The sequence below is a fragment of the Armatimonadota bacterium genome, assembly GCA_037138755.1.
Taxonomy (GTDB): domain Bacteria; phylum Armatimonadota; class Fimbriimonadia; order Fimbriimonadales; family Fimbriimonadaceae; genus Fimbriimonas.
Genome location: JBAXHT010000001.1, coordinates 617,059 through 640,496 on the forward strand (window position 1 = coordinate 617,059; position 23,438 = coordinate 640,496).

At 54.2% G+C, this 23,438-nt stretch carries 20 protein-coding genes; 14 read left to right on the forward strand and 6 right to left on the reverse strand.

All coding sequences use genetic code 11. The features are described from left to right. Positions 1 to 112: 112 nt before the first annotated feature. From WCK51_02915 to WCK51_02925, 3 genes are read left to right on the forward strand one after another with little or no spacing between them, the layout of a single operon-like run. Positions 113 to 760, forward strand: a complete 648-nt coding sequence (locus WCK51_02915; protein MEI7575818.1) for a hypothetical protein — start codon at positions 113 to 115, stop codon at positions 758 to 760. A gap of 26 nt (positions 761 to 786) precedes the next feature. Then, entirely contained in the window at positions 787 to 1,590 is an 804-nt protein-coding gene (locus tag WCK51_02920; GenBank protein ID MEI7575819.1) for a DUF1684 domain-containing protein, read from the forward strand. A 16-nt stretch (positions 1,591 to 1,606) separates the two neighbouring features. After that, positions 1,607 to 2,953, forward strand: coding sequence for an FAD-dependent oxidoreductase (locus WCK51_02925; protein MEI7575820.1), 1,347 nt, complete (start codon positions 1,607 to 1,609; stop codon positions 2,951 to 2,953). Here the strand turns inward: WCK51_02925 and WCK51_02930 are convergent. Beyond that, complete coding sequence (locus WCK51_02930) at positions 2,950 to 4,044, reverse strand: NAD(P)H-dependent glycerol-3-phosphate dehydrogenase (protein MEI7575821.1); 1,095 nt, start codon at positions 4,042 to 4,044, stop codon at positions 2,950 to 2,952. The genes WCK51_02925 and WCK51_02930 overlap by 4 nt on opposite strands. Positions 4,045 to 4,171: 127 nt before the next feature. Here WCK51_02930 and WCK51_02935 point away from each other — a divergent pair, with 127 nt between their 5' ends. Genes WCK51_02935 through WCK51_02960 form a run of 6 tightly spaced genes read left to right on the forward strand, consistent with a single transcriptional unit; the run spans position 4,172 to position 14,088 of the window. After that, the gene (locus WCK51_02935; GenBank protein MEI7575822.1) at positions 4,172 to 6,112 is read left to right on the forward strand and encodes a hypothetical protein; all 1,941 of its coding nucleotides are present in this window, start codon (positions 4,172 to 4,174) and stop codon (positions 6,110 to 6,112) included. Positions 6,113 to 6,143: 31 nt separating this feature from the next. Continuing rightward, positions 6,144 to 8,114, forward strand: a complete 1,971-nt coding sequence (locus tag WCK51_02940) for a DUF5916 domain-containing protein (protein MEI7575823.1) — start codon at positions 6,144 to 6,146, stop codon at positions 8,112 to 8,114. Between the two features lie 43 nt (positions 8,115 to 8,157). Further along, on the forward strand, positions 8,158 to 9,045 hold the full coding sequence (locus WCK51_02945; protein ID MEI7575824.1) for a decaprenyl-phosphate phosphoribosyltransferase: 888 nt from the start codon (positions 8,158 to 8,160) through the stop codon (positions 9,043 to 9,045). After that, on the forward strand, positions 9,042 to 9,755 hold the full coding sequence (locus WCK51_02950; GenBank protein ID MEI7575825.1) for an SDR family NAD(P)-dependent oxidoreductase: 714 nt from the start codon (positions 9,042 to 9,044) through the stop codon (positions 9,753 to 9,755). The genes WCK51_02945 and WCK51_02950 overlap by 4 nt, the downstream gene beginning before the upstream one ends. After that, the gene (locus WCK51_02955; protein ID MEI7575826.1) at positions 9,752 to 11,143 is read left to right on the forward strand and encodes an FAD-binding oxidoreductase; all 1,392 of its coding nucleotides are present in this window, start codon (positions 9,752 to 9,754) and stop codon (positions 11,141 to 11,143) included. The genes WCK51_02950 and WCK51_02955 overlap by 4 nt, the downstream gene beginning before the upstream one ends. Before the next feature lie 41 nt (positions 11,144 to 11,184). Then, positions 11,185 to 14,088: a glycosyl hydrolase gene (locus WCK51_02960; GenBank protein MEI7575827.1), complete on the forward strand. Its 2,904-nt coding sequence runs from the start codon at positions 11,185 to 11,187 to the stop codon at positions 14,086 to 14,088. A gap of 66 nt (positions 14,089 to 14,154) precedes the next feature. On the opposite strand, the gene WCK51_02965 is transcribed toward WCK51_02960, so the two are convergent. The 3 genes from WCK51_02965 to WCK51_02975 all read right to left on the reverse strand — a co-directional run bounded on the left by WCK51_02965 (position 14,155) and on the right by WCK51_02975 (position 15,853). Continuing rightward, positions 14,155 to 14,868 (reverse strand): peptidylprolyl isomerase, encoded by a 714-nt coding sequence (locus tag WCK51_02965; GenBank protein ID MEI7575828.1) that lies wholly within the window; start codon positions 14,866 to 14,868, stop codon positions 14,155 to 14,157. 1 nt (position 14,869) lies between these two features. Continuing rightward, the gene (locus tag WCK51_02970) at positions 14,870 to 15,382 is read right to left on the reverse strand and encodes a peptidylprolyl isomerase (GenBank protein ID MEI7575829.1); all 513 of its coding nucleotides are present in this window, start codon (positions 15,380 to 15,382) and stop codon (positions 14,870 to 14,872) included. A gap of 66 nt (positions 15,383 to 15,448) precedes the next feature. Continuing rightward, on the reverse strand, positions 15,449 to 15,853 hold the full coding sequence (locus WCK51_02975) for a hypothetical protein (GenBank protein MEI7575830.1): 405 nt from the start codon (positions 15,851 to 15,853) through the stop codon (positions 15,449 to 15,451). 199 nt (positions 15,854 to 16,052) lie between these two features. On the opposite strand from WCK51_02975, the gene WCK51_02980 reads away from it, so the two are divergent. Beyond that, entirely contained in the window at positions 16,053 to 16,457 is a 405-nt protein-coding gene (locus WCK51_02980) for a DoxX family protein (protein MEI7575831.1), read from the forward strand. Between the two features lie 192 nt (positions 16,458 to 16,649). Here WCK51_02980 and WCK51_02985 read toward each other — a convergent pair whose 3' ends face one another. After that, on the reverse strand, positions 16,650 to 19,289 hold the full coding sequence (locus WCK51_02985; GenBank protein ID MEI7575832.1) for a zinc-dependent metalloprotease: 2,640 nt from the start codon (positions 19,287 to 19,289) through the stop codon (positions 16,650 to 16,652). Positions 19,290 to 19,393: 104 nt separating this feature from the next. On the opposite strand from WCK51_02985, the gene WCK51_02990 reads away from it, so the two are divergent. Further along, on the forward strand, positions 19,394 to 20,674 hold the full coding sequence (locus WCK51_02990; GenBank protein ID MEI7575833.1) for a homoserine dehydrogenase: 1,281 nt from the start codon (positions 19,394 to 19,396) through the stop codon (positions 20,672 to 20,674). Next, a complete protein-coding gene (gene surE, locus WCK51_02995) occupies positions 20,671 to 21,444 on the forward strand; it encodes a 5'/3'-nucleotidase SurE (protein MEI7575834.1) in 774 nt (257 codons plus the stop codon). Before WCK51_02990 ends, surE begins: the two co-directional genes overlap by 4 nt. On the opposite strand, the gene WCK51_03000 is transcribed toward surE, so the two are convergent. Continuing rightward, entirely contained in the window at positions 21,439 to 22,263 is an 825-nt protein-coding gene (locus WCK51_03000) for a hypothetical protein (GenBank protein ID MEI7575835.1), read from the reverse strand. The genes surE and WCK51_03000 overlap by 6 nt on opposite strands. 51 nt (positions 22,264 to 22,314) lie before the next feature. Between WCK51_03000 and WCK51_03005 the strand changes: the two genes are divergently transcribed. Both WCK51_03005 and WCK51_03010 read left to right on the forward strand, forming a co-directional pair. Further along, positions 22,315 to 22,893, forward strand: a complete 579-nt coding sequence (locus WCK51_03005; protein MEI7575836.1) for a riboflavin synthase — start codon at positions 22,315 to 22,317, stop codon at positions 22,891 to 22,893. A gap of 66 nt (positions 22,894 to 22,959) precedes the next feature. Next, complete coding sequence (locus WCK51_03010) at positions 22,960 to 23,436, forward strand: hypothetical protein (protein ID MEI7575837.1); 477 nt, start codon at positions 22,960 to 22,962, stop codon at positions 23,434 to 23,436. The last annotated feature ends 2 nt before the right edge of the window (positions 23,437 to 23,438 follow it).

Genomic DNA, 23,438 nt, shown 5'->3' on the forward strand with positions numbered 1-23,438 from the left:
CGTCTCCGTTTGTACTCTATGACTTCTAAAAGCAAGAAGACCCTTCGAAGAACAGTTTGCTATGTTGTCACTCACTCTGCTCGTCCTAAACCAACAATATTCTGCCCGGATCGTGCCAAGCACAGAACTACCGGCCCCTTGGCTTGCTCCAGACATCAACGGACGGGCCACGCCGGTCGCACCAAATGAGTTTAAGCGTGCCGAACCAATTATTCGCCGAGAAACGCTGAGGTATCCGAGTGCTGTTTTGAGACGCAATCTCAAAGCGGTGAATATTGTCAAAGAGATTTGGTTCTTCGGTGCGCCATACGGCGGTACGAACGATAACGAGACTGTCTATCTATCCATTGATAGCATTCAGAGGGGTTACACCAGCGACTATATTGCCCGCTCATTCCACCACGAATTCAGCAGCATCCTCTTGCGCAATTTTTCAAGATCTTTAGACCAGGCGGCATGGGCGGCAACCCTTCCAAAAGGGTTTCAATACGGTGCTGGTGGAGTCGAAGCGATCAAGCAGGGCAAAGCGAGCACAGACTTTGATCAGGAAGAGGCAGCCAAAGGGTTTTACAGCAAGTATTCGTTGGCCGAGCAAGAAGAGGACTTCAATATTCTTGCGGAAAACCTGTTTATGGGTGGTTCTAAGTTTTGGAAAAGGGTCGATAGCAATCCTCCATTGGCAGCCAAAGTGAAACTAGTCTTGAGCTTCTACAACAAAATCGATAACAGCTTCACCGAGAGCAGTTTTCGACAGCACTAATCTCGCATCTGACGTATAACTAAAGAATGGTCTTCGCCGCTGCCCTTGTACTGCTCGACTTCCGCAGCGAAGAACTGCAATGGCGGGCCGAGCGAGAAGCGAATCTGAAAAAGCCCACCGGATGGCTGGCTGTGGCCGGTCTGCACTGGCTGAAACCGGGCATGAACCAGATCGGTTTTGGAACGGATATCGAGATACGCACCGCTGAGGGCACGGTTGAGTGGCAGGCGGGCGACAAGTTTCGGGCGAAGCTTCCGAACGGGGGAAGAACTCCGGAGGCCAAAGATTTTGACTCTCAGGTGGAGTTGAACGAGAAGCTGTATTCTGGCGAGATTGTGTTTTCGATCATCCATCGGGGAGATCGCCACGGGCTCCGAGTGTGGGACCCTAAGGCGGCGACCCGAGTAAACTTCAAGGGACTCAGCTGGTTTCCACCGAGAGCTGAGTATGTGGTCAACGCTAAGTTCGTCGCTTACAAAACCGTTCGGCAACTCTCGATCACCAACATCCTCGGCTACTCCGAACCCTCCCCGAATCCCGGCTATTTCAGCTTTATGCTGAGAGGCAAAAAGTGTCGTCTTGAGGCAATCGATGAGGGTGAGACCTACTTTTTGAACTTTAAAGATCGCACCAGTGGGGCAACCACTTACCCTGCTGGACGCTTCATCGACCTTCCGAAGCGCTCTGACGGAAAGTATATGGTCAACTTCAACCGAGCCTACAATCCGCCATGCGCGTTTACGAACTTCGCGACTTGTCCGTTGCCGCCGAAGGGGAACTTGTTGAATGTAGCGATTGAGGCCGGCGAGAAGACGCATCACGCCAATTGAGTTCAGCTCAAATCCCATGAATCGACGCCAATTCTTGACGATTGTTAGTTCTGCGCTAGCCAGCGGCTCGTACCCAATGTTGCCGCGAGCCGATCGCGAAGTCATCGTCATTGGGGCCGGAATCTCAGGTCTCGCTGCCGCTCAGGAGCTGCGGCGAAGCGGGTTCCGAGTAACCGTTCTGGAAGCTCGAAATCGAGTGGGAGGACGAATCTGGACCAGCACCAAGTGGGTCGATGCTCCGATGGATATGGGGGCGTCCTGGATCCATGGAGTTGAGGGGAACCCTATCACGAAGTACGCCGATTCGATCAAAGCTCGCCGGTTGAGCACCGATGCCGAGTCGTCAACCGCCTACGGCCCAGACGGGAAGGAACTAAACCAAAGCCAAGAGCGGCGTTTGGCGGCGATTCAGAAGGAGTTGGAAGCTCAACTCGAACGCGCCGAAGAGGAAGAGGGTGATCTTTCCGTGAGACAGGCGATCGCCCGATTGACAACGAAGTACAAACCTGGCTCCACTGACCGCCTTTATCTCGAGTTCCTCGTGAACTCCACTCTGGAGCACGAATACAGTGGTGCTTCGGATCAGCTCTCTGCGCATTGGCTGGGAAGTGATGAGGAGTTTGGCGGCAGTGATGTGATGTTCCTAGATGGATTCCATACCGTGACGAACTCACTGGCCAAAGGATTGGACGTCCGCCTGGGACTGGTGGTGTCCAAGATTGATTCAAGTCAAAAGCGAGTAAGGGTCACAACTCAAAAGGGGGTTTTCGAGTCCGATCACCTGCTGATTACCTTGCCGCTTGGAGTCTTGAAATCCAATTCGGTCGAGTTCACTCCCCCACTACCGAAATCGAAACAGGAAGCAATTGATAAGCTTCAAATGGGTGTCCTCAACAAGTGCTTCTTGCGGTTTGAAGAAGCGTTTTGGCCCGGAGACATTGATTGGATTCAACACATCGCCGAGCTCCCTGGTCACTGGGCGGAGTGGGTAAGTTTTACGCAAGCTACGAATTTGCCAATCCTCCTCGGGTTCAACGCCGCCAAACGCGGACGCGACATCGAGGCACTCTCGGATCGTGCGATTGTGGATGACGCGATGAAAACCCTGCGACGAATCTTCGGCCCAGCCGTGAAGAACCCGATCGACTGGCAAGTCACCCGATGGGCAGTCGATCCCTTTTCACGGGGATCCTATTCGTTTCTCTCGCTGGGTGCAACTCCGGAGGACTTCATCCGACTTTCTAAACCTATCGGTTCGAAGCTGTTCTTTGCGGGAGAAGCCACCAATAAGGCATACTTCGGAACAACTCACGGAGCTTACTTGTCCGGCATTCGTGCTGCGAGCGAGATTCGGCGAGCTTAAGCACCGGAATCGTGGCCTGGATCATCATGCATGATGACCTCTTCTTCATGAACAGCGTCGTTCACGTCTTCGGCCTCTTTACCGCCGTACTGCTGATGCGTGAGGTGACCGAAGTCCAAGCCTTCTTCGCGGGTGAACCGCTCCATGAGTAACGAAACAGCTCCTCTGGGCTGGATCTTTTCTCGAACCACATTATCAATCGTCTCGAAGACAGGAATCTGAATACCGTGGTGCCGGGCGATGTGGACGACGGCTTCCGCAGTGGTTAGGCCCTCCGTGATTTGACCGATCTCATGTAGGGCGTCAGAGACGTGCTTGCCCGAACCGATCATGTAGCCAAGCCGGTAGTTCCGTGAGAGCTTCGAAGAAGCGGTTGCGAAGAGATCGCCGACTCCGGCAATGCCGAGAAAAGTTTCGATGTGACCACCCATTGCAAGGCCGTAGGTGATCATTTCCTTCAAACCTCGAGCAAGCAGGGCACCCTTGGTATTGTCTCCAAACCCAAGGCCATCTGAAAGGCCACCACCGATGGCGAGGACGTTCTTTAGCGCGCCCGCTAACTCAACACCTTTGACATCGGACGAGGCGTAGACTCGGAAACTGGGGCACATGAATGCCGACCGAACCCGATCTGCACCGCGAGGATCGAGACAAGCTGCGACAGCTGCAGTAGGAATTCCTTGGACGATTTCGACGGCAAGGTTCGGCCCGCTTAGGACTGCAACCATCGAATCCGGCTTCATCTCGGCGGCAACATCGGTGACAATCAAGCCGGTTGTGAGCTCAAGGCCCTTGGACGCCATCACGAGTAGCGGGTGCTCGCCCTTCAAATCCGCCAAGAGAGGTCGAACGGCGGATGCGGGAACAGCGACGACGGTCATCGGCGCATCGCCAACATTAGCGATGTCGTCCACAGTGACGTTCTTCGGCATGGTGAACCCTGGTAGGTACTTGAGGTTCTCACGCGTATGACGCATGATCATGAGCTCCTCGTGGTCACGCCCAAAGATCGTCACATCTAGCCCATTCCGAGCCAGAAGGATCGCAAGCGCGGTTCCCCAACTTCCACTACCAAGGACAGCAACGTCCATATCTAACGATTATAGTCGGCTGGTAAACATACTTGCTCCATTGATTTCGCTCCCGCACCGTGAAGCTGGTACTGGACTGCCTCTCTGGTAACATATCATTGCCCTGAAGTTTTTACTGCCCATCATCATGTCTGCCTGCGCCACTTTTGCGTTGGGTGGACCCCAAGTTCCGCAAATCACCGCCAAGAAAATGACGGCGGTGCCGGTCATTGACGGCAATGCTGACCCTGCAGAGTGGGCTTCCGCGACGCTTATCGAAGACTTCAAAGATCGCGTCACTTCCCAAACTCCAAAAGCCGATCTGACAAAGGCTTACCTCGGATATAGCGAGAAGGGGATTTATTGTGCTTTCGTCTGCGAGGATTCGGAGCCAGAAAAAATTATTGGTCGCGAGGTCGTTCCGAACGCTGAGTTTCGTGGCGAAGATACCGTCACATTCGATGTCAACACCTTCGGGACTCGGGCTTATGATCAACTCAACGAGTTCATCGTGAATGCGATTGGAACACAGACTGAACGGATAGCAGGCGGACGAGCCGCGAAACGCGAATGGCGCGGCGAATGGCAGGCGAAGACCCGCACTACCGAGAAGGGTTGGGAATGCGAGATGTTCATTCCCTGGAAGATCTTGAACTATCCCGATAAGAAGTCGATCAACATGGACTTGAACCTGATCCGACGCCAGGGGCGGACGCAGTATGAGCAGAGCTGGGCAAATTACCGCACGAATCCATTGCCCGAGCTCCAGGGTCAGTGGCTTGATGTTCAGCCTCCCGCACCACCGAAAGCGAAGGCACAGTTTCTGGTTTATGATGCCCTGGATTTAGAGGAGCGTACGGTCGATAACCGCATTGGTCTCGACGCAAGAATTCCTCTGACTCAGACGTACAACGCTTTGATTACGGTGGCTCCTGACTTTCGGAACATCGAAGACGTCATCGCGGGGAACGACTTTGTGCGAACAGAGCGCTTCCTGAGCGATCCCAGGCCGTTCTTCGTCGAAGGAAACCAGTTCTTTGAACTCAATGACCGCTTTACGTTCGGGCGACTCTTCTATTCCCGCCGGATCGACCAGCTTGATATAGGGGCAAAGACGTACGGTCAGCTAAATCCGAAACTTGCACTTGGCGCACTTCTCACGAAGAGCTCGGGCGGAGGTTCCTCGGCGGTTTTCAAGCTGAACAACACGATTTCGGGCACCCAAAACCAGCGCGTTTCGATGGTGATGGACAATCGAAATGGGATCACCAACACTGCACTCGGAGTAGGGTTCTTCAAGCGATGGGATTCTATCGGCTTTAGCGGCGAGCTGACGTCAGAACAGAACCAAGGCGAAGATGCGGACACTGCGGGGAGCTTCCAGCTCAGCTATCAACGACCGAATACGCGGATCAATGCGCGGTACACCTGGGTCGAGGACGACTTCAACCCGAGCCTAGGTTTCATTCCATGGCAGAACCGCCGAGGCGGCAACGTCTTCGTTGACCTCTTCCGCAACTACCGGTCGGGTGTGATCAGAGACTCACGACTGGACATTTTCTACGAACAGTATCGAACTTACGACACAGACGTTCTCCAACAGGGCGGGCTATCAATCTTTGGAGATATCTCGACGTTTTCGGATATTGGGCTGGGAGTGAATTACTCAAGGGCAACCTTTAGTGGGTCGAAGGATGAGACGGTCGGATACAGCCTCACTTTTGGGAAGACAAACCGGTTCCGCCAGTTCAGCCTGAACTATGACAGCGGAGTGAGATCGGATCAGCCATCCAGCTACTACAGCCTGGGTTCGAGCTGGCGAATTGCAAACAATCTGGACATTGGCTTGCGCCAAAGTGTTTTGGAACTCGCTGGTTCGGATCAACAGAGCATTTTCACGGCGCAGTACCAACTCGCTGCAGATCAGTTGATTTCGACTCGCACAGTGATCATCAACGGGGTGAGCAATACCTACTTCAGCTACCGCAAAGCGGGCCTTGCTGGAGCAGAATACTATCTCATCTACGGTGACCCTAACTCCCTCGCGTCGCAGAATCGTTTGAGCATTAAGGCTGTCTGGGCGTTCTAAGCGAAATCTGTTGCGTATTACAATCCGCAACATGGGGAGAGCTCTATTTTCTTTATTATTCGTAGGAATCGTGGGGACGATTACCGCAACCGGGCCGGTGTTAACGGCAATTGAATCGAAGGCACCGCCCAAGATTGACGGCACAATTTCGCCTGGCGAATGGCCGGATGCCACCAAAGTCGGCCCGATGCTCGACCCAGTGAGCGGAAAAGTCTCGCCTGACCCATCGGACGTTTGGATCTCTTATGACAAGAAGTCGATTTATGTCGCCTTTTATTGCCATGACCGCGATCCGGCGCAGATTCGAGGACGAGAGATCATTCCAAACTCTCGGTTCCAAGGTGAAGACACCGTCAACTTCTCGATCAACACTTTTGGGAACAACAGCTTCGATCAGGAGAATGAATTTACTGCGAATGTGCTCGGTACGCAGTCCGAGAACATCGCTGGTGGGCGAACTGGAAAGCGCGAGTGGAGGGGCGAATGGGTTGCAAAAACCTCTCGGGTAGCCGACGGTTGGATCTGCGAGATGTCGATTCCGTGGACGATCTTGAACTATCCCTTTAAGGCGAACGCTAAAATGAACGTCAACTTCTCCCGAGTGATCGGGCGGAGTCTATTTGAGCAGCGATGGGCCAATGCAAATCAGAACCCGCTCCCTGAGAACATGGGAACATGGACCGGTGTCAACCCGCCAGAACCACCAAAGCCTCGGACGCAGTTTTTGACTTATACCTCTCCGGAAGTGACGGCCGAGGGATTCCAAAACCGCGTCGGGTTAGATGCCCGCTATGCGTTTACGCCCCAGTTCAACGGTCTGATGAGCCTCAGCCCGGACTTTCGAAATGTTGAGGACGTTGTCGCGGGCATTGACTTCGTTCGCACTGAGCGATTCCTTGGCGAGCGGAGGCCGTTCTTTAACGAGGGCGGTGACTTTTTCGACCTTACCGGGCAGTTCGCCTACGGTCGAATGTTCTACTCGCGCAGGATCCAAGAGTTTGATTTGGGGGCTAAGTTCTATGGCCAGCTCAACAATCGGCAAAAGCTTGGTGCTTTGTACACGAACAACTTTGATGGTCAGAAGACAGCGGTCGTCAACTTTGAGCAGATCAGCACGCCGGTCAGCGGACACAAAGTGTTTGGCACATTCGAAGGTGGCGGCAAAGATAACTCAAGCTTTGGTGCGTCCATGTACACCCGGAAAGGAACTGTTGGCTTCGACGCTGGTTTTAGTGCAGAAAAGGATGGTGGGAGCAAAACTGACACCGCGGGTACCGCCGCTGTCAGTTATCAACGTCCAAACGTGTTTGCCATCGCCCGTTACTCATGGGTGACTCCGGAGTTTAATCCTTCACTTGGGTTTATTCCTTGGACTGATCGCCGTGGAGGTTATGTCTATCTCACGGCGTCCAATGAGTTTCGAAAGGGACCGGTTAGAAGTGGTTCGTTCAATATGAGCTCCACAGAGTTTCGCACTTATGATGGAGATATTCAGGAAGGCGGATGGGACTCCAGCGCGGCGCTGGAGTTCCGAAATGACATGCAGGTCAACTTTGGTCGTTCGCGTTATCGTTACTTCGGATCGCTCGACGACACCGCTTGGATCGGGCTGAACTTCAACATCAGCAATCGATTCAAGCGGTTCGGCGTTGGCTACCAAGAGGGCACTTTAAGTGATCAGCCAAGCCGACAGTTCGACTTCGGAAGCTCATTCCGGATAGGAAAGAACCTTGATCTTTCTTTGCGGAAGACAATTCTTCGTCAGGCGGCAGGACTCGCAAACGAAACTTTGACCCAACAGACAATTGGAACCCTTGCCTACCAAATGTCGCCCGCCGACTTGGTTTCGAGCCGGTTTGTTTGGAACGGTGATAACCTCAACGCCTATTTCAGCTTCCGTCACACAGGGTTTGCCGGCACGGACTACTATCTGATCGTCGGAGATCCGAATTCGCCAACAACCGTGAACCGATTGGCGGCAAAGATTGTTTGGTCTTTTTAACACACGCCTTGTGTGGCATCAAGTTTGATACTCTTATGGGTGAGTGCTGACCGACCTAACAAAACTGATCCGAGTAAAGCAGTGGACGAAGAACGTCTTCGTCCTTGCCGCGTTCGTCTTCACTAAGGGCTGGAAGGACTGGGCGAACGTCCGAGAAACCGTGTTGGCACTCATCGGAATGTGCTTGATCTCTTCGGCCACTTACGTCGTTAACGACATTTTTGATGTTGAGAAGGATCGACGTCACCCGAAGAAGAAGAATCGTCCCATCGCTTCGGGGCGGATTCCGGTTCCGGTCGCTTCGGTGATTGCGGTTTGTCTGCTGTGTGTCGGAATGCTTTTGGGCTGGATGGCAAACCCGCCAGTTCTGTACGTATTCGCTGTTTATTTGCTGATACAGATCGCCTACAACCTCGGCCTTAGGAACCAAGCGATTATCGATGTTGGGTGTATCGCTGCTGGTTTTGTCGTCCGGGTCGTGCTCGGAGCAGTAGCAATTTCGCAACAAGTTTCCGGCTGGATATTGCTGTGTACCGCCACCGTCGCCTTGATGATCGGTTTCGGTAAGCGCCGCCATGAGTTCATGCTCAAGGCGCAGTTAGGCGGCGAGACTCGCAAGAGCCTTGCTGATTACTCTCAGCAATCCCTGGATATCCTGGTCGCCTTCTCGGCGACCTGCGCGGCAATGAGCTATAGCGTTTACTCGATCGAGAGTCCGACCGCACACTTGTATCCCGCCCTAATCTTGACCACTCCGTGGGTGCTTTACGGAATCTGTCGGTACATCATCATTGTGTTTGGCTCCGGCGAAACTGGTGAACCGGAATCCTTAGTTTTTGGCGACAAGCAACTCATCATCGTGTTCGTCGGATATCTTGTCAGTGCCGTTCTTGCTCTCAAGCGACTTCCACTTCCATTCCTCATTCAATGAAATACAAAACCGCTATCGTCGTAGGGGCCTCATCCGGAATGGGGCGGGAACTTGTACGCCAACTTGCCTCCTCGGGCACGAAGGTCGCGGCAATTGCTCGCCGATCAGACCGTTTGCAGGAGCTTGCCGCAGAGTTCCCCGGGCTAGTGACCCCGATTATTCACGATGTTACCGACTACGAAGCAATCCCTGCGTTGTTCCAGACCGTTACCCGAGACCTGGGTGGGCTAGATTTGTTTATCTACAACAGCGGCGCGATGCCAATCATCGAAGCGAATGAATTCACATGGACCAAAGACAAGCAAATGCTTGACGTGAATGTTTGCGGCGCCGTCGCATGGTGCAATCATGCGGCCGAACGATTCATGCATACGGGGCATGGCTGCCTTGTCGGAATCGGCAGTGTCGCAGGAGACCGCGGACGTCACAAGCAACCGGTTTACAACGCCTCGAAGGCTTTCTTCCACACCTACCTCGAAGCACTCCGGAATCGCGGTGTTTGCGTTTCAACAATCAAGCCCGGACCGGTAGACACCGAGATGACGGCCGCTTTGAACATGAAGGGCATGATGTCGGCGTCGACGGCGGCGTCCATCATTCTCAGCAAAGCTGACAAGAACGGGGAGCACTACCTTAAGCTCGCCCACCGCATCGCCTTCTATATCATCAAGCGCATCCCGAGTCCGCTCTTCCGTAAGCTCAAGATATGATTTCCACCCAACGCATAACCCGCGTGGCGGGATACGGAATGACCCAAGCAGCCGACGCCTACGTTTATCGGCCAACTTGTGTTGATGAGATCAGAGCGGTCTTTGACGAGGCTCGCGCAGCGGGACGGAAGGTTACGTTGCGCGGTGCCGGACGCAGCTATGGTGACGGAAACATAGGCTCCGAGACCCTGTTAATCGACATCACGAGGATGAATCGAATTCTCTCTTGGGATGCTTCGACAGGCATCATTGACTGCCAAAGCGGGGTCACCATCGAAAACCTTTGGCGTTACTGCCTAGAAGACGGATATTGGCCGCCTGTCGTGACGGGAACCATGTACCCAACCCTCGGTGGCGCGCTCGGCATGAACGTCCATGGCAAAAACAATTACTGCCAGGGGACGATGGGCGAGCATGTCATCGACATGGATGTGTTGTTCCCCAACGGCGATCTGCGCGTTCTAACCCCGACCGATGATCTGTTCTTCGCCGTCATCTCGTCAGCCGGTTTGCTGGGAGTGATTACGAGAGTGAAGCTCCAGATGCACCACGTTGCCAGCGGAAACGTCGACGTTTGGGCCGAAGCCGCTCAGAACTGGGATGAGCAGTTCGCCTTGTTTGAGAAGTACGAGCATAACTCGGACTACATGGTCTCCTGGGTCGATTGCTTTGCTCGGGGGTCGAAGGCGGGGCGCGGCCAGTTTCATGGAGCTTGGTACAAAGCGCGCGAGGATCTCGCGAGCCGAGTCGCCGAAAAGCAAGACCTCCCGGCACTCATCCTCGGTTTCTTCCCTAAGTCGCTTGTCTGGAAGGTGCTCAAGGTTCTCTGCAACCGCGCCGGAATGCGGTTCTTGAACGCCGCCAAACAGTTCGCCAGCAGCACAATCGGCAACAACAAGATGCACGACCAAAGCTTGGTCGCGTTCTCGTTTTTGCTCGACTACGTTCCGGATTGGCGTAAGGCCTACGAACCCGGCGGGTTCATCCAATACCAAACGTTCGTTCCGAAAGAACACGCCAAACACGTCTTCGCCGAGCAGGTTCGCCTTCAGCAGGAATATCGTCTTGAGTCGTTTCTGGGAGTTCTCAAGAGACACCGCCCCGATAAGTTCCTTTTCTCCCACGCGGTTGACGGCTACTCGATGGCCCTCGACTTCAAAGTCACGGCGAAGAACAAAGCGAGGCTCTGGGAGCTCGCTCACAAAATGAACGACCTCACGATCAAGCATGGCGGGCGTTTCTACTTTGCGAAGGATTCTACTTTGCGTCCGGAGGATGCGGCTGCGTACTTGGGCGAAGCACTCGGCGAGTTTCGCAAACTGAAAAGCGAGCTGGACCCAGAGTCTCTACTTACCAGCGATCTGGGATCTAGGCTGAAAATTTCCTGAACAGTACCAACTTTGCGGCTAGTTATGAGAAACTAGGGCGCATGGGTCGTACCGTTTCTTCCATCCTTCTTGTTGCCGCCATGGCGGTTGCATTTGGCCAAGCTCCAATTAAGGACTGGGACAAGAAAGCGGAACGAGAGAAGTTCCACCCGACCATCGTTCGAGGAACCCTCGCCGCTGACCGCGACGCCGCCTACCAGAAGCGTCTCCAGCTCGAAAAGGAGTCCTTCCTGATGGGCTTCCTCTGGAAGAATGTCGGCCCCGAGCCGCAGAGCGGACGGGTGATGATGATCACAGCTCCCGAAAATAACCCGAATCAGGTTTACGCGGCGTTCGCGACTGGCGGGCTCTTCCGAACTGAAGATGACGGACAGACCTGGACGAGCCTGTGGGACAACCAGCCCAGCTTCGGAATTGGTGACTTCGCCGTGAGCAAAGATGGCAAAACCATCTACTTAGGAACTGGCGAAGCAAACAACCAGCGAACCAGCTACTCGGGAACCGGGATGTACAAGTCCACCGACTCGGGCAAAACGTGGAGTTTCATCGGCCTCCCCGAAAGCCACCACATTGGCCGAATCGTGATGGACCCCAAGGACGAAAACACAGTCTGGGTCGCAGTCACCGGCCACCTCTATTCCCATAACCCAGAACGAGGAATCTACAAAACCAGCGACGGAGGCAAGACTTGGAAGCAGGTGCTCAAGAAGGACGAATTCACCGGCGCGATCGATATTCAGCTTGACCCCAAGAACCCCAAAGTTGCCATCGCAGCGATGTACCAACGCGACCGGCGAGCTTGGAACTTCCTTGAATCCGGTCCTGGAAGCGGAGTTTATCGAACTGAAGACGGTGGAAACTCCTGGAAGCCAATCGGAACCCTTCCCAGCGGCGAAGGCTGCGGACGAGTTGGACTTGCCTGGGCCAAGAGCGACAACAAGATCGTCTACGCCTTCGTCGAGAATCCTGGCAAAAACGAGAAATGGGAAGAGGAGGACGAACGTGTTCGGAGCGGAGTCCTCACGCCCCGGCGATTCCTGAAGCTCGACGCAAAGATGTTCCAGGAAGTCGATAAGGCAGTTCTTGAACCGTTCTGGAAGCAATACGCGCCTGCCGATAGCAAGCTCGATGAGGTCCTTACTGGACTCAAAGATGGCAAGATGACGATGGCGGATGTCAAAGCCAAAATCGAGGCTAAGAGTCCGAACGCTTTTGATCCCGGTCAGTACGACGATGAGTTGTATAAGTCCACCGACGGAGGAAAGACATTTGCAAAGGTCACGGCGTTTGGGGTCGTGGGCGGCTACTACTACGAACGAGTCTTCGTGAATCCAAAGAATGCGGATGATGTGTGGATCTGCGGAGTCCCGATGCTGCGCTCGCTCGATGGCGGAAAGAGCTTCAAGGATGGCGTGACCAGAGATGTTCACGTTGACCACCACGCCGTCTATTTCGACCCCCGAAACCCCAATCACGTCTGGGTTGGCAACGATGGCGGAATCTACCTCAGCCGCAATGACGGCAAGAACTGGTTCCACTTCGAGAACCTCAGCGTTGGTCAATCTACCACGGTCGCTGTGGACAACAAAACGCCTTACAACATCTACACCGGTCTGCAGGACAACGGCACAATGAAGGGACCAAGTGACTTCCTTCTGGGAATAACGAACCCCAATAAGTGGGAAGATGTCGGTGGCGGAGACGGTTCGGCGATTGCGATTGATCCTCGTCCAGAGTTCGATCTGATGTACGGCGCCAGCCAATTTGGCTCGCACTATGCGGTCGATTTCAAAAACAATCAACGTTACTCGGCCCGTCCGCGAGGCGCAACTGGCGAAGTCCAGCGTGCGAATTGGGTCTCGCCGATCCAGCTTTCCTCGTTCAACGCCGATATCGTCTACATCGGATTCAACAAGCTTTACCGCTCGTTTGATAGGGGCCGAACATTTAAGCCCATCTCTCCCGATCTCACTCGAAACCGACCCAACGGTGACGTTCCGCATTCGACAATCAAAGAGCTCTGCGAGAGTCCGCTCAAGTTCGGGCTCATCTACTGCGGTGCTGACGACGGAAGGGTCACCATGACCCCGGATGGTGGGAACACCTGGATCGATATCCCTACGCCTCAGCCAGAAAAGTGGGTCTCACGGATCATCGCAAGTCGGTACGACGAAAATGTCCTTTACTGCTCACAGTCGGGTTACCGTGAAGACGACTGGTCGGCTTACCTGTGGAAGTCAACCGACCAAGGCAAAACCTGGAAGTCGATCGTTGGCAATCTGCCCCATGAAACGATTAACGTCGTGCGCGAGGACCCGAAGAACAAGGACATCTTGTACGTCGGCACTGATATGGGTGTCTATCTCACCTTCGATGGTGGAACTACTTGGGAAGTTTTGGGCGGCGCACTCGGACATCTTCCGGTTCACGACATGGTCATCCAGGAACGCGAGTATGACCTTGTCATCGCTACTCACGCTCGCGGCTGCTTCGTGCTTCCGCTCAAGCCAGTTCTTGCGGTTACAAAAGAGCAGCGGAGTGCAGATCTCACGATCAGCTTGCTCAATGACATGTCGCGTAGCTCGCTCTGGGGTTACGAGCGACGGGCACCATACACGACAGAGCCGCCTAGTATTCCGACACTGAAGTGTTCCTTCTTCTCGAAAGCAAGCGGCGCGGGGACTATCGAGCTTGTTGACAAGGACGGCAAGGTCGTTCTGAAGCGAGACCAGGACGTGATTCGAGGGCTGAACAACACTGCTCTCGAACTCCGACTAACTAAGGAAGGCATCATAGTTGGCCCTCCTCCGGCTCCCAAAGATGCGAAAGAAGCCATCAAAGACCCATTTGAGTCCAAGCGTGCGACTTTCGTGCCAGTAGGAACTTACAAGCTGAGGATCACGGTCGGTGGGAAGTCGGTCGAGAAAGATTGGAAGCTTGATTGAGATTGCGGTTAACAAGAAGCGGGACGTCAGACCCCTGACTTCCCGCTTCTTGTTTGCGCTTTCCGCTTACTTAACTGGCCACTTCGCGAGTCGGACTTTCATCTCGATTCGCTCGTTCGGAAGGTCGCTACTGTTTCGTGGGGAATTGACGATTTTGTCGGCAACATCCATTCCTTCAACTGCCTCGCCAAACGCGGTGTACTGTTTGTTCAGAAACTCAGAGTCTCCGACGCAGACATAGAACTGCGAACCAGCGGAGTTCGGGTCTTGTGATCGCGCCATGGAGAGAACGCCGCGCTTGTGGTTCAAGTTATTGAACTCAGCGTCAACCGTGTAGCCTGGTCCGCCTTGACCGTACATTTCAGTCTTTGACTTGTCCTTGGTGTTCGGGTCGCCCCCTTGGATCATGAAGCCTGGGATTACTCTGTGGAAGATGGTTCCATTGTAGAAGCCGTTTCGCGCGAGCTTCTTGAAGTTCTCGACGTGCTTCGGAGCTTTGTCGGGGCGGAACTTGAGGACAATATTGCCAAACTTGGTCTCGATCACGGCGACTTCTTCACCGTCTTTTGGCTTGGCAAACGTTGGATCTTCGATTGCCGCTGCGGCAGAGGATGGAGCTGCCGGTTCGGAAGGCTTGCTCGTGTCTGCGGGGGCCTTAGAATCGGACGTCGAGTAGTTCGACTTAATGTCTTTGCCAACGTTTGCGTCGCCAGTATAGGTGTCCGAGCCGCAGCCGACCACTATCAGGGCGAGAGGAAGAAAGGAAATGTACTTTTTCATCTTAGGACTCCAAAGGCCAGGTCGTTACCGAGACCGACTCCATGATACACGGGGTGGTCGGTCGGTCGCCGGGACCACTAAAGGAAACGATCTTATCTGCCACTTCAATTCCCTCAATCACATATCCGAACGCCGAATATTGACCGTCGAGGTGTGGAGACTTGGCAACCATGATGAAGAACTGCGATCCTGCCGAGTTTGGATCGGAGGATCGAGCCATCGAAAGGATTCCCTTCTCGTGCTTGGTGTCGTTAAACTCGGCTCGGACATTGTGCCCTGGCCCGCCGGTTCCTGGCATTCCTGACGCACCGTCGCGCGTGTTGGGGCAACCGCCCTGAATCATGAACCCAGGAATCACACGGTGGAACTTGAGACCGTTGTAGAAGCCGTCAGTGGCGAGCTTCTTGAAGTTCGCGACGTGGAGAGGAGCTTTGTCTTCGAGGAATCCGATCACAATCTTGCCGTGGTTGGTCTGCATCACCACGACTTCTTCGCCGGCTTGAGGGGTTGGCATAGACATGTAGTTTACTTTGTTGGTGTGCCGGTCGGTCGGTTGTCGGATTTCGCCTTGCGTCAGCTCTCAATTCGAATCGGTGATGGACCTCTCTTTTGGCGTAGCACTTCTTGTTGCCCCGCTGGAGTAAAGCTGGCCGCTTCCTCCATCGAACAGCCAAACACTGTACATTTCTGGCTCGTTGCTACTCGGATAGACCCGATATCGCCAGACCCTAGTCTTTAGCTCATCGGTAGCCAGCTTAGTCGCAAGGCCAACTTCTGGCTCATCAAGAGAAAAGGAACCCTCTGTCTCCCCTGAACTGATCGACTTGCTAACTGCAACTGGTGCAAGAACATCGAAAATCCTGAACTTTTCATGTGCCGCACGCAGGTCTTGGCTGAACTTTATGTAGATCAGGACAGCGGAGGCGAATCCGAAAAGTGTGATTCCCGCGAACCACTTGAGAGCTACTTTTAGCCACCGGGGCATGCTTCGCAAAACGTCACTCCACAGTGAGTGTTCAGTGTAGAAGTGCTAACCCTAGCGACGGCCTTCCGCACTAGCAGGTTCACAAAATCCAAGTAGATGTCTAAAGTCCCGGAAGGTGAACTGCCGAAAGGGAGACGCGTTGAAGCTCTCCATGAAAGTTCAGTCCCTAACTCAGTCGAGATTTTTTGAGACTCATTGCGTGGCGATCCTTCGCATCTCGATGGGGGTCATCTTCTGCTGGTTTGGGGTGCTAAAGTTTGTTCCCGGGCTTAGCCCCGCCGAGGCCCTGGCGGGGCGAACTATCCAAGCTCTCTCGTTCGGTCTAGTGCAGCCATGGATCAGCTTGCCGGCTCTGGCACTGTTCGAGTGCGCCCTAGGAACACTCTTGATCTCAGGTCGCTATCCAAGGGTGGCGATTCTTTTCTTGCTCGCCCACATGATCGGGACGTTCTCGCCGGCCCTGTTCTTTCCCCGAGAAGTGTTCAGGGGATTCATGCTCCCGACTCTCGTTGGGCAGTATATCCTCAAGAACATCGTTCTAATCGCAGCCGGAATTGTCGTGAGTGCAGGGGCTCCGTCGAAGAGCGACGCAACGGTTTGTTAGATCTTGCCTGTGCGTCGCATTTATCGGTGCAAGCCTTTGATTGAGTGGGCCAAGTAAAAAAAGCCGACCGCGGCAATGGCACACAGCCAGAGAAGGACTTTGCGATTCCAGTTATCCATTTATAAAGAAAAGCCTCCAGTCTTCAGCAGATTACTCCGCTGAAAACTGAAGGCTTAAGCCTGTCGGCTTCCCCTACTTCTTCTTCAGTTCCGCTTCAAGCTCTTTCTTGAGCTCGATCAGCTCCGCTGGAGCCATGCGGGTCCAACAGTCTCGACCGTGCTTGTGATCGGATTCGAACTTGAAGGGCATTCCCATCAAAAGGTCCATTAACGAAGGAGCTGGAGCTGAGCCCGCACCTTTCGAGTACGTATCCGTGAGAATCTTCTTGACATCGCTCAGGGTCTCGGTGAGGTGAGCTTTGGTCACTTTGTCCGAAGTTCGGCTCTGTGCCGAAACCAGGTCGTTGGCAACCCCTCGAAGGGCTTCCTTGAGCAGCGGGCGAAGATCGGTCCCGCTTGCCCCTGCGCCGTTGATGCGACCGTCAACCATCTTCAGGAAGCTTCGCTGAAGGTTTCGATCAAACGCGTTGGTCGAGACTTTCGCGGTCTTGAGTCCGCCGAAGATTCCACTGACAACATCATCAACCAAATTGGAAGGCGTGTACGCCTGGCCAGGCTTGGTCGCTTCGAAGTCAGCGAGCGAGGAGACTTTGGCGTCCGAAAGGAGGCTTCGCAGAACGGCCGAACTCATCGAGTTCATGGCGTTCACGTAACCGGTCATACGGGTCTTGGCAAAGATCTTCGGATCGAAGATGGCGGCAGACGGGCGCACCGCTCGGCTCATCAAAAGCTGAACTGCCTTCTTCTGCTGAGCAGCGGGAACCGGATTGAAGACATCGCCGCCACGACCGACGTGGTTGTCGAGCTCGACGACACCGCCGACGACACGGACAACGTGCATCACTTCGGTCATCCACTGACCAATCAGCTCGCCGTGCATTTCGGCGAGGTCCTCATACGACTCGCCAAACTTCGAGGTCGCCGGAACCAGAACGTTCTTCGCGATGTACTCGAGGTTGTTCATACCAAGTCGAGTCGCCTCGACAGGGTCGTTGGAGATGATCTCCGACTGCTTTCGTGGGTCGAGCGATGCGTTCTTGTAGTTTCCGAAGCGAAGCCACGAGTTCGCGACTTGCTGACCGAGGTGAGAGTCAAGAGCAGCCTTTTCCTGCTCAGGGGTGACCGCGTTGAGAACCTTGTAACCGTACTGGATCGCGAAGCGATCGTAGTCGCCGATGATGCCGATGTTCGCTGTGACTCCATCTCCAGGTTGGGCAACGTAGTTGTAGCGCGAGTAGCTCATGATCGAAGACGCGACACCGTGGGAAGCTGTGAAGTTCTTGTCGCGCAGTTGAGCGATGGAGAACGCCGCCGAACCGTTGAAGTTGTGCTCAAGCCCGAGGGTGTGGCCGACTTCGTGGGAGACGACGTATTGGATCAGACGACCGATCGTCTCATCGCTCATTGGGAGCTTTTGCGCCGCTGGCGTTGTGGCTGCGGTTTGCGCGAAATACCAGTTCTGAACTAGCTTGACGATGTCGTTCCAGACGATGACGTGAGCCGAAATCGATTCGCCACTGCGAGGGTCCTGGATGGATGGACCCATCGCGTTCGCCGTGTCGCTCGGAGCCCATCGGATGACGCTGTAGCGTGCATCTTCCGGATCGAAATCAGGATCTTCCTCCTTGGTTGGCGCCATCTTTCCGATGATCGCGTTTTTGAATCCTGCAGTCTCAAAAGCGGGCTGCCAGTCGTTGATGCCCTGGATGATGTACTTGCGCCATCGCTCAGGAACTTCTTGAGTCACGTAGTATGTGATCGGCTTCTTCGGCTCGCTTACGTCGGCCTTCGGATCCTTCTTTTCGAGCCGGAATCGGTTGATGTATTGAACTTCTTTTGCCGCGTTGCCTTCGGCACCGAACACAGTGAAGCCAGTCGTGAAGTAACCGATTCGAGAATCCTTGAGGCGGCCCATCATAGGGACTTCAGGAAGCTCGGTCAAACTGTAGTGGACGACAGTTGCCGCCTTGCTGGCGTCGTAGCCGCCACCGCCTCCACCGAGCAGAGCCGCCAGCGGATTGCCTTGGCCCCGACCCATCATAAACGTCATGTAGGTTCGAGTCTCGATGTTCGTGGGGAACGCTTTGACTTTCTCGATCCAAGTCTTGCTCGAATCAACACCCATCGCACCAGGAATTGCGGCTCGAATGCTGAAGTCCTGGGGGTCGCTGATGAAGAGCTGGGTGACATCGATCAACGGGTTTTTCTCTGGTGATTCGCCAACAATGTCGAAAGTGAAGAGGATCGCTTCCGGTGAGTTCTGCTTGACGCCGAGTTCAACGCCTTTATCGTTACCCATCGCACGAGTGCTGACATCAACGTTTTTGAGCTGAATCTTTTTGTCCCGTCGAGCAAATCGAATTGTTCGCGGTCGCTCCATTGGCGCGGTTCCGGGGTAGGTCAGGGCACGAGGGGCTTCTGAAACTTCGGCGTTGAAGAGGAACATGCGTCCGAGCTTTGCTTCTGGGATTTCCCAGTAGACCTTGTCGTCAATCTTGTGAACCTTGAAAACGCCGTTCTGCGACTTGGCGGTCTTCATCAGCTCGTCGTACTTCTTCTGCTCCGGAGTTCGCTTGTCCTCAACTTTGGGAGGATCAGCCTTCTTTTCGTCCTGAGTGGCAGGTGGAGTTGTAGCTGGAGGAGCGGTTTGAGCGAGAGTGGTTCCCGCAACCATGGTTAGCCCGAGGGCGATGAGGAATGCGCGCTTCATCATGATGTCAACTGAACATTAACGCATTACAAAGTGTAAATGGTTGCATCCAGCCAAAATTCTCTCAAAACTCGCATTCAAAAGGGCTTCATAATGATGACGGTTAAATGGCAAAAACGATACGTATCGGGTTTCTTGGGTTCGGCACCGTAGGCACCGGAGCGTTTCGAATGCTTCAGGATAATCGCGACGCGATCATCAAAAAGATCGGCTTGCCGTTCGAGGTCGCCAAGATCGGAATCCGCGACACGGCGAAGGAGCGAGGCGTCGATTCGGCCCTGTTCACGACGGATTTGGAGTCCATTGTCACTGATCCATCCATTGATGTTGTTATCGAGGTAATCGGCGGAGTCGACCCTGCGGCGACACTCGTCGAGACAGCGCTGAAAAACGGCAAGCATGTGGTGACTGCGAACAAGGAGCTGATTGCGAAGCACGGCTCGCGGTTGGTGCATTTGGCTAAATCAAAGGGGCTGGACCTCCATTACGAAGCGGCAGTTGGAGGCGGGATTCCGTTAATCCAGCCCTTGAAGCACCAGCTCGCTGGCAATGACTTGGTCCGGATGATGGGCATCCTCAATGGCACCACCAACTACATTCTGACGATGATGGAGCAGGAGGAGGCCGACTACGGCGATGCTCTAGCCGAAGCTCAGGCCAAAGGATACGCAGAGGCTGATCCGACGAACGATGTCGAGGGCATCGATACGGGCTATAAGATTTCAATTCTGGCCTCAATCGCAGGCGGTCGCCAGGTTGCCGTCGACGAGATTTATAAAGAGGGAATTTCCAAGGTATCGGCCACGGACATCGCCTACGCAGCTTCTTGGGGCTACCGAATCAAACTGCTCGGGATCGCCGAGATGGTCGGCGAGGCGGTTAGGGTTCGCGTTCACCCGACGATGATCCCGCTGACTCATCCGTTGGCTTCGGTGAACGGGGTTTACAATGCGCTATGGATTCATGGGGACTTCGTCGGCGATGTGATGTTCTCGGGTCGCGGAGCTGGCTCTGATCCAACGGGGTCAGCAGTAATTGGGGACTTGCTCGACGTCGGACGAAACATCTTTGCCGGTGGTTCAGGAAGCGCGATTCCCTATGACGAGGGTATGACGACTGCTTCGATGGACGATCTCGAAACCACCTACTACCTACGTATCCAAGTCGAGGACAAACCCCGTACCCTCGGCGAGATCTCTATGGTCTTCGGTCGTCACGAAATCAGCATCGCCGAAATGCAGATGCGAACTCTCCCTTCTGAGAAAGGCGAGATTGTCTTCCTAACTCACAAGGCGAAGGAATCAGCATTCCAAGCGACGCTCAGCGAAGTCCAATGGCTCCCCTGCGTCAGCAAAATTGCCACTGCTATCAGGGTCGAAACCGCATGAGAATCCTGATCACCAACGACGACGGGATCCACGGGCACGGCCTCAAAGTCCTTGCTGACGCCGCACGACAAATTGGTGAAGTCAAGATTGTTGCTCCCGACCGCGAGCGATCCGCCTGCGGACACGCGATGACGCTCCGAGACCCGCTCCGCGTCAATTCGGTGGAATACGGTGGTCTTGAGGCGTATACGGTCAACGGCGTACCTGTTGATTGCGTCAATGTTGGCCTTACTGTCGCTTGGCCCGATGGCTGCGATCTTGTCTTCAGCGGTGTCAACCACGGACCGAATCTCGGCTTCGACATTACCTACTCCGGCACCGTCGCAGGAGCAATGGAAGGCGCCATCAACGGCATTCGTTCAATCTCCTTCTCCCTTGCAACCTTCGTTCTCGAAGCTCCACCCCACTGGGAAACTGCGACTCAATGGCTCAATGAGAACCTCCTCAAACTCACCCAACTCCCCGACGAGGAACTGTCGTTCCTGAACGTCAACATTCCTTCCATCGCTTACGAAGAGCTGCGAGGAACCAAGTTCGCCGAGATGGGTCAGAGAGTCTACAAAGACCGCGTCGAGCGCCGTGACGACCCCTGGGGTCGACCCTACTACTGGCAAGGCGGAGCCGTGGTGATGAAAGCCAACCAACCCGGAACCGACGTGATGGCGGTCAGCGAGGGGTTTGCGTCACTGACCCCTTTGAGCCTTAACTGGACAAATCGTTCCCTCGTCGCTGCTCAGCGAGATGCCAGCGGATGGCCGAGCGATCTATAGGCCTAGCCGTAGCTCTTCTTCTGCCGCCCTGATTGTCCTAATCTCCATGAGTGCATCGTCTATCAGGGCGCCGGGCACCTGCTGAACTTCGCCAGCCACTCCAGAAGGGGCGGTGTTCGTCAGTTGCTCTATTTCAGATTTGAGCGTCTGCATCTTTTGGGCAACCCGAAACGCTCCATCGAAACCGTGTTCCGTGAATGGAGTCGAGCGATTGGCGCGACCCGAAACGGTTTCGACCGCCTCGTCGATGTAACTCCAAACCGGCCTCGCTTGCACTTGCATGGGTAGGCTGTTTCGGAATTGCAGGACTGCGTCAATCGTGGACTGATCTGCAGCAACAAGTGCCTGCCGTTTGAGCTCGATCAACGTGGACGACAAGTGGCTCTGTTGCCAGAACGGCATGTTCAAGATATCGTGAATCTGCCCTCTTAGTCGTGCAATCTCGTCGAGCAGAGTTAGGGTGGAGTCACTTAGATCGCGATGAAGCCGGTTCAATTGCAACATTCTTCGCATGACCGCGAGGAGTTGGTAAGCCTCAACTTTCGATTCAAACTCCGGGGTGCGAAGAGCGGCGCGGCGTTTGAGATTGATGATCCCGCAAGTTACCAAAGCCATGATCAGCAGGGGACCGAGCACCATGAGAGCAATCATCGGCTGAAACAGAAGGATCACGCCGAATACACCTAAAGCAGCAAAAATCCCCGTCCCGGTCGTCAGAGTTTCCTGACCCCGAAACTCGCGGAACAGGTCGATCCTCTCCGTCTCGTGCAGGTACGAGACAAAGTAGAGGTAACGGTCGGCGCGATTTCCGAACAGCATATTCAGAAGGTTACGGCGTAGAAGCGAAAGAGGTTTACTCAATTAGCGAAAATGTTTACTGGGATTGTTCAGGCGGTAGGAAGCGTTCACTCTTGGGACGGCCAAAAACTGGTCGTTCATCCCGGATCGTTGGATCTAATTGATCTAACGCTCGGCGAGTCGATCGCGGTGAATGGGTGCTGTCTAACCGTCGTCCCTGGCTCAGATGCCTATCTCACGTTTGATCTCTCACCAGAGACCGTCCAGAAGACCACCTTTTCTGGCCTCGAAGTGGGTCAGCAATTGAATCTTGAACGGGCGATGCGCCCAACTGACCGGTTCGGCGGGCATATCGTCCAGGGCCATGTTGACGGCACCGGCCAGTTCATCGGAAAGAGAACTGAAGGAAATGCGGTCATGTACCAGTTTTCTGTCGCAACTGGGACATACCTGATCGATAAAGGCTCTGTCACCATTGACGGCATCTCTCTCACCGTGGTCTCACCGAATGGCAGAACTTTTGAAGTCTGGGTGATTCCTCACACTCTCGAGAATACAAACTTGAGGACATTACGGGTAAATCAATACGTGAACGTCGAGTTTGACGTTATCGCAAAATACGTCGAAAAACTCCGATCTTCTTACCAATAAGTATATATTTGAAGAATTGATCGACCATAATTGGGACAAGGCAAAGTTGTTAAGCCTGTACCGCTAATGGAACTAAACGAACTGAGCCTCCCAGAGCAAAGGCTGCTTTTGGAACTGTATTGCCACGAGATGGACTCGGCCGGGCAAGAGATCTTGAGCGAAGATCTTGCTTCGCTTCTTAAGGCGAGCCCCGTGGATCTCAAATTTTCGTTCCGAAAGTTGGCGCTAAAGGGATTAATTCTTGGGCAGTCGCTGACGGTCCGTGGCAAACTCTTTGTGGAGGAGTCTGGTCTCCTGCCCGCTTCTCGTTGGGTCGAGGTGCAAGCGATTCGAGAAGCGATTTCCGTTTGCATTGTCGAGACAATGGTCGCCGAGGGTGTGACCGAGGCCGTCAACCTCGACGACTTGTGCGGTCGCATCCCCCTCAAGCCAGGGAGCCTCGAATTCAACATCGACGTGATGGTGGAGCGTGGCTTCCTCACGCTACTTCGAGGCAACCGAGTCGCCCTGGGCCCAAGGCTCAGGGCGTTAGTAGGCAAGTAGCC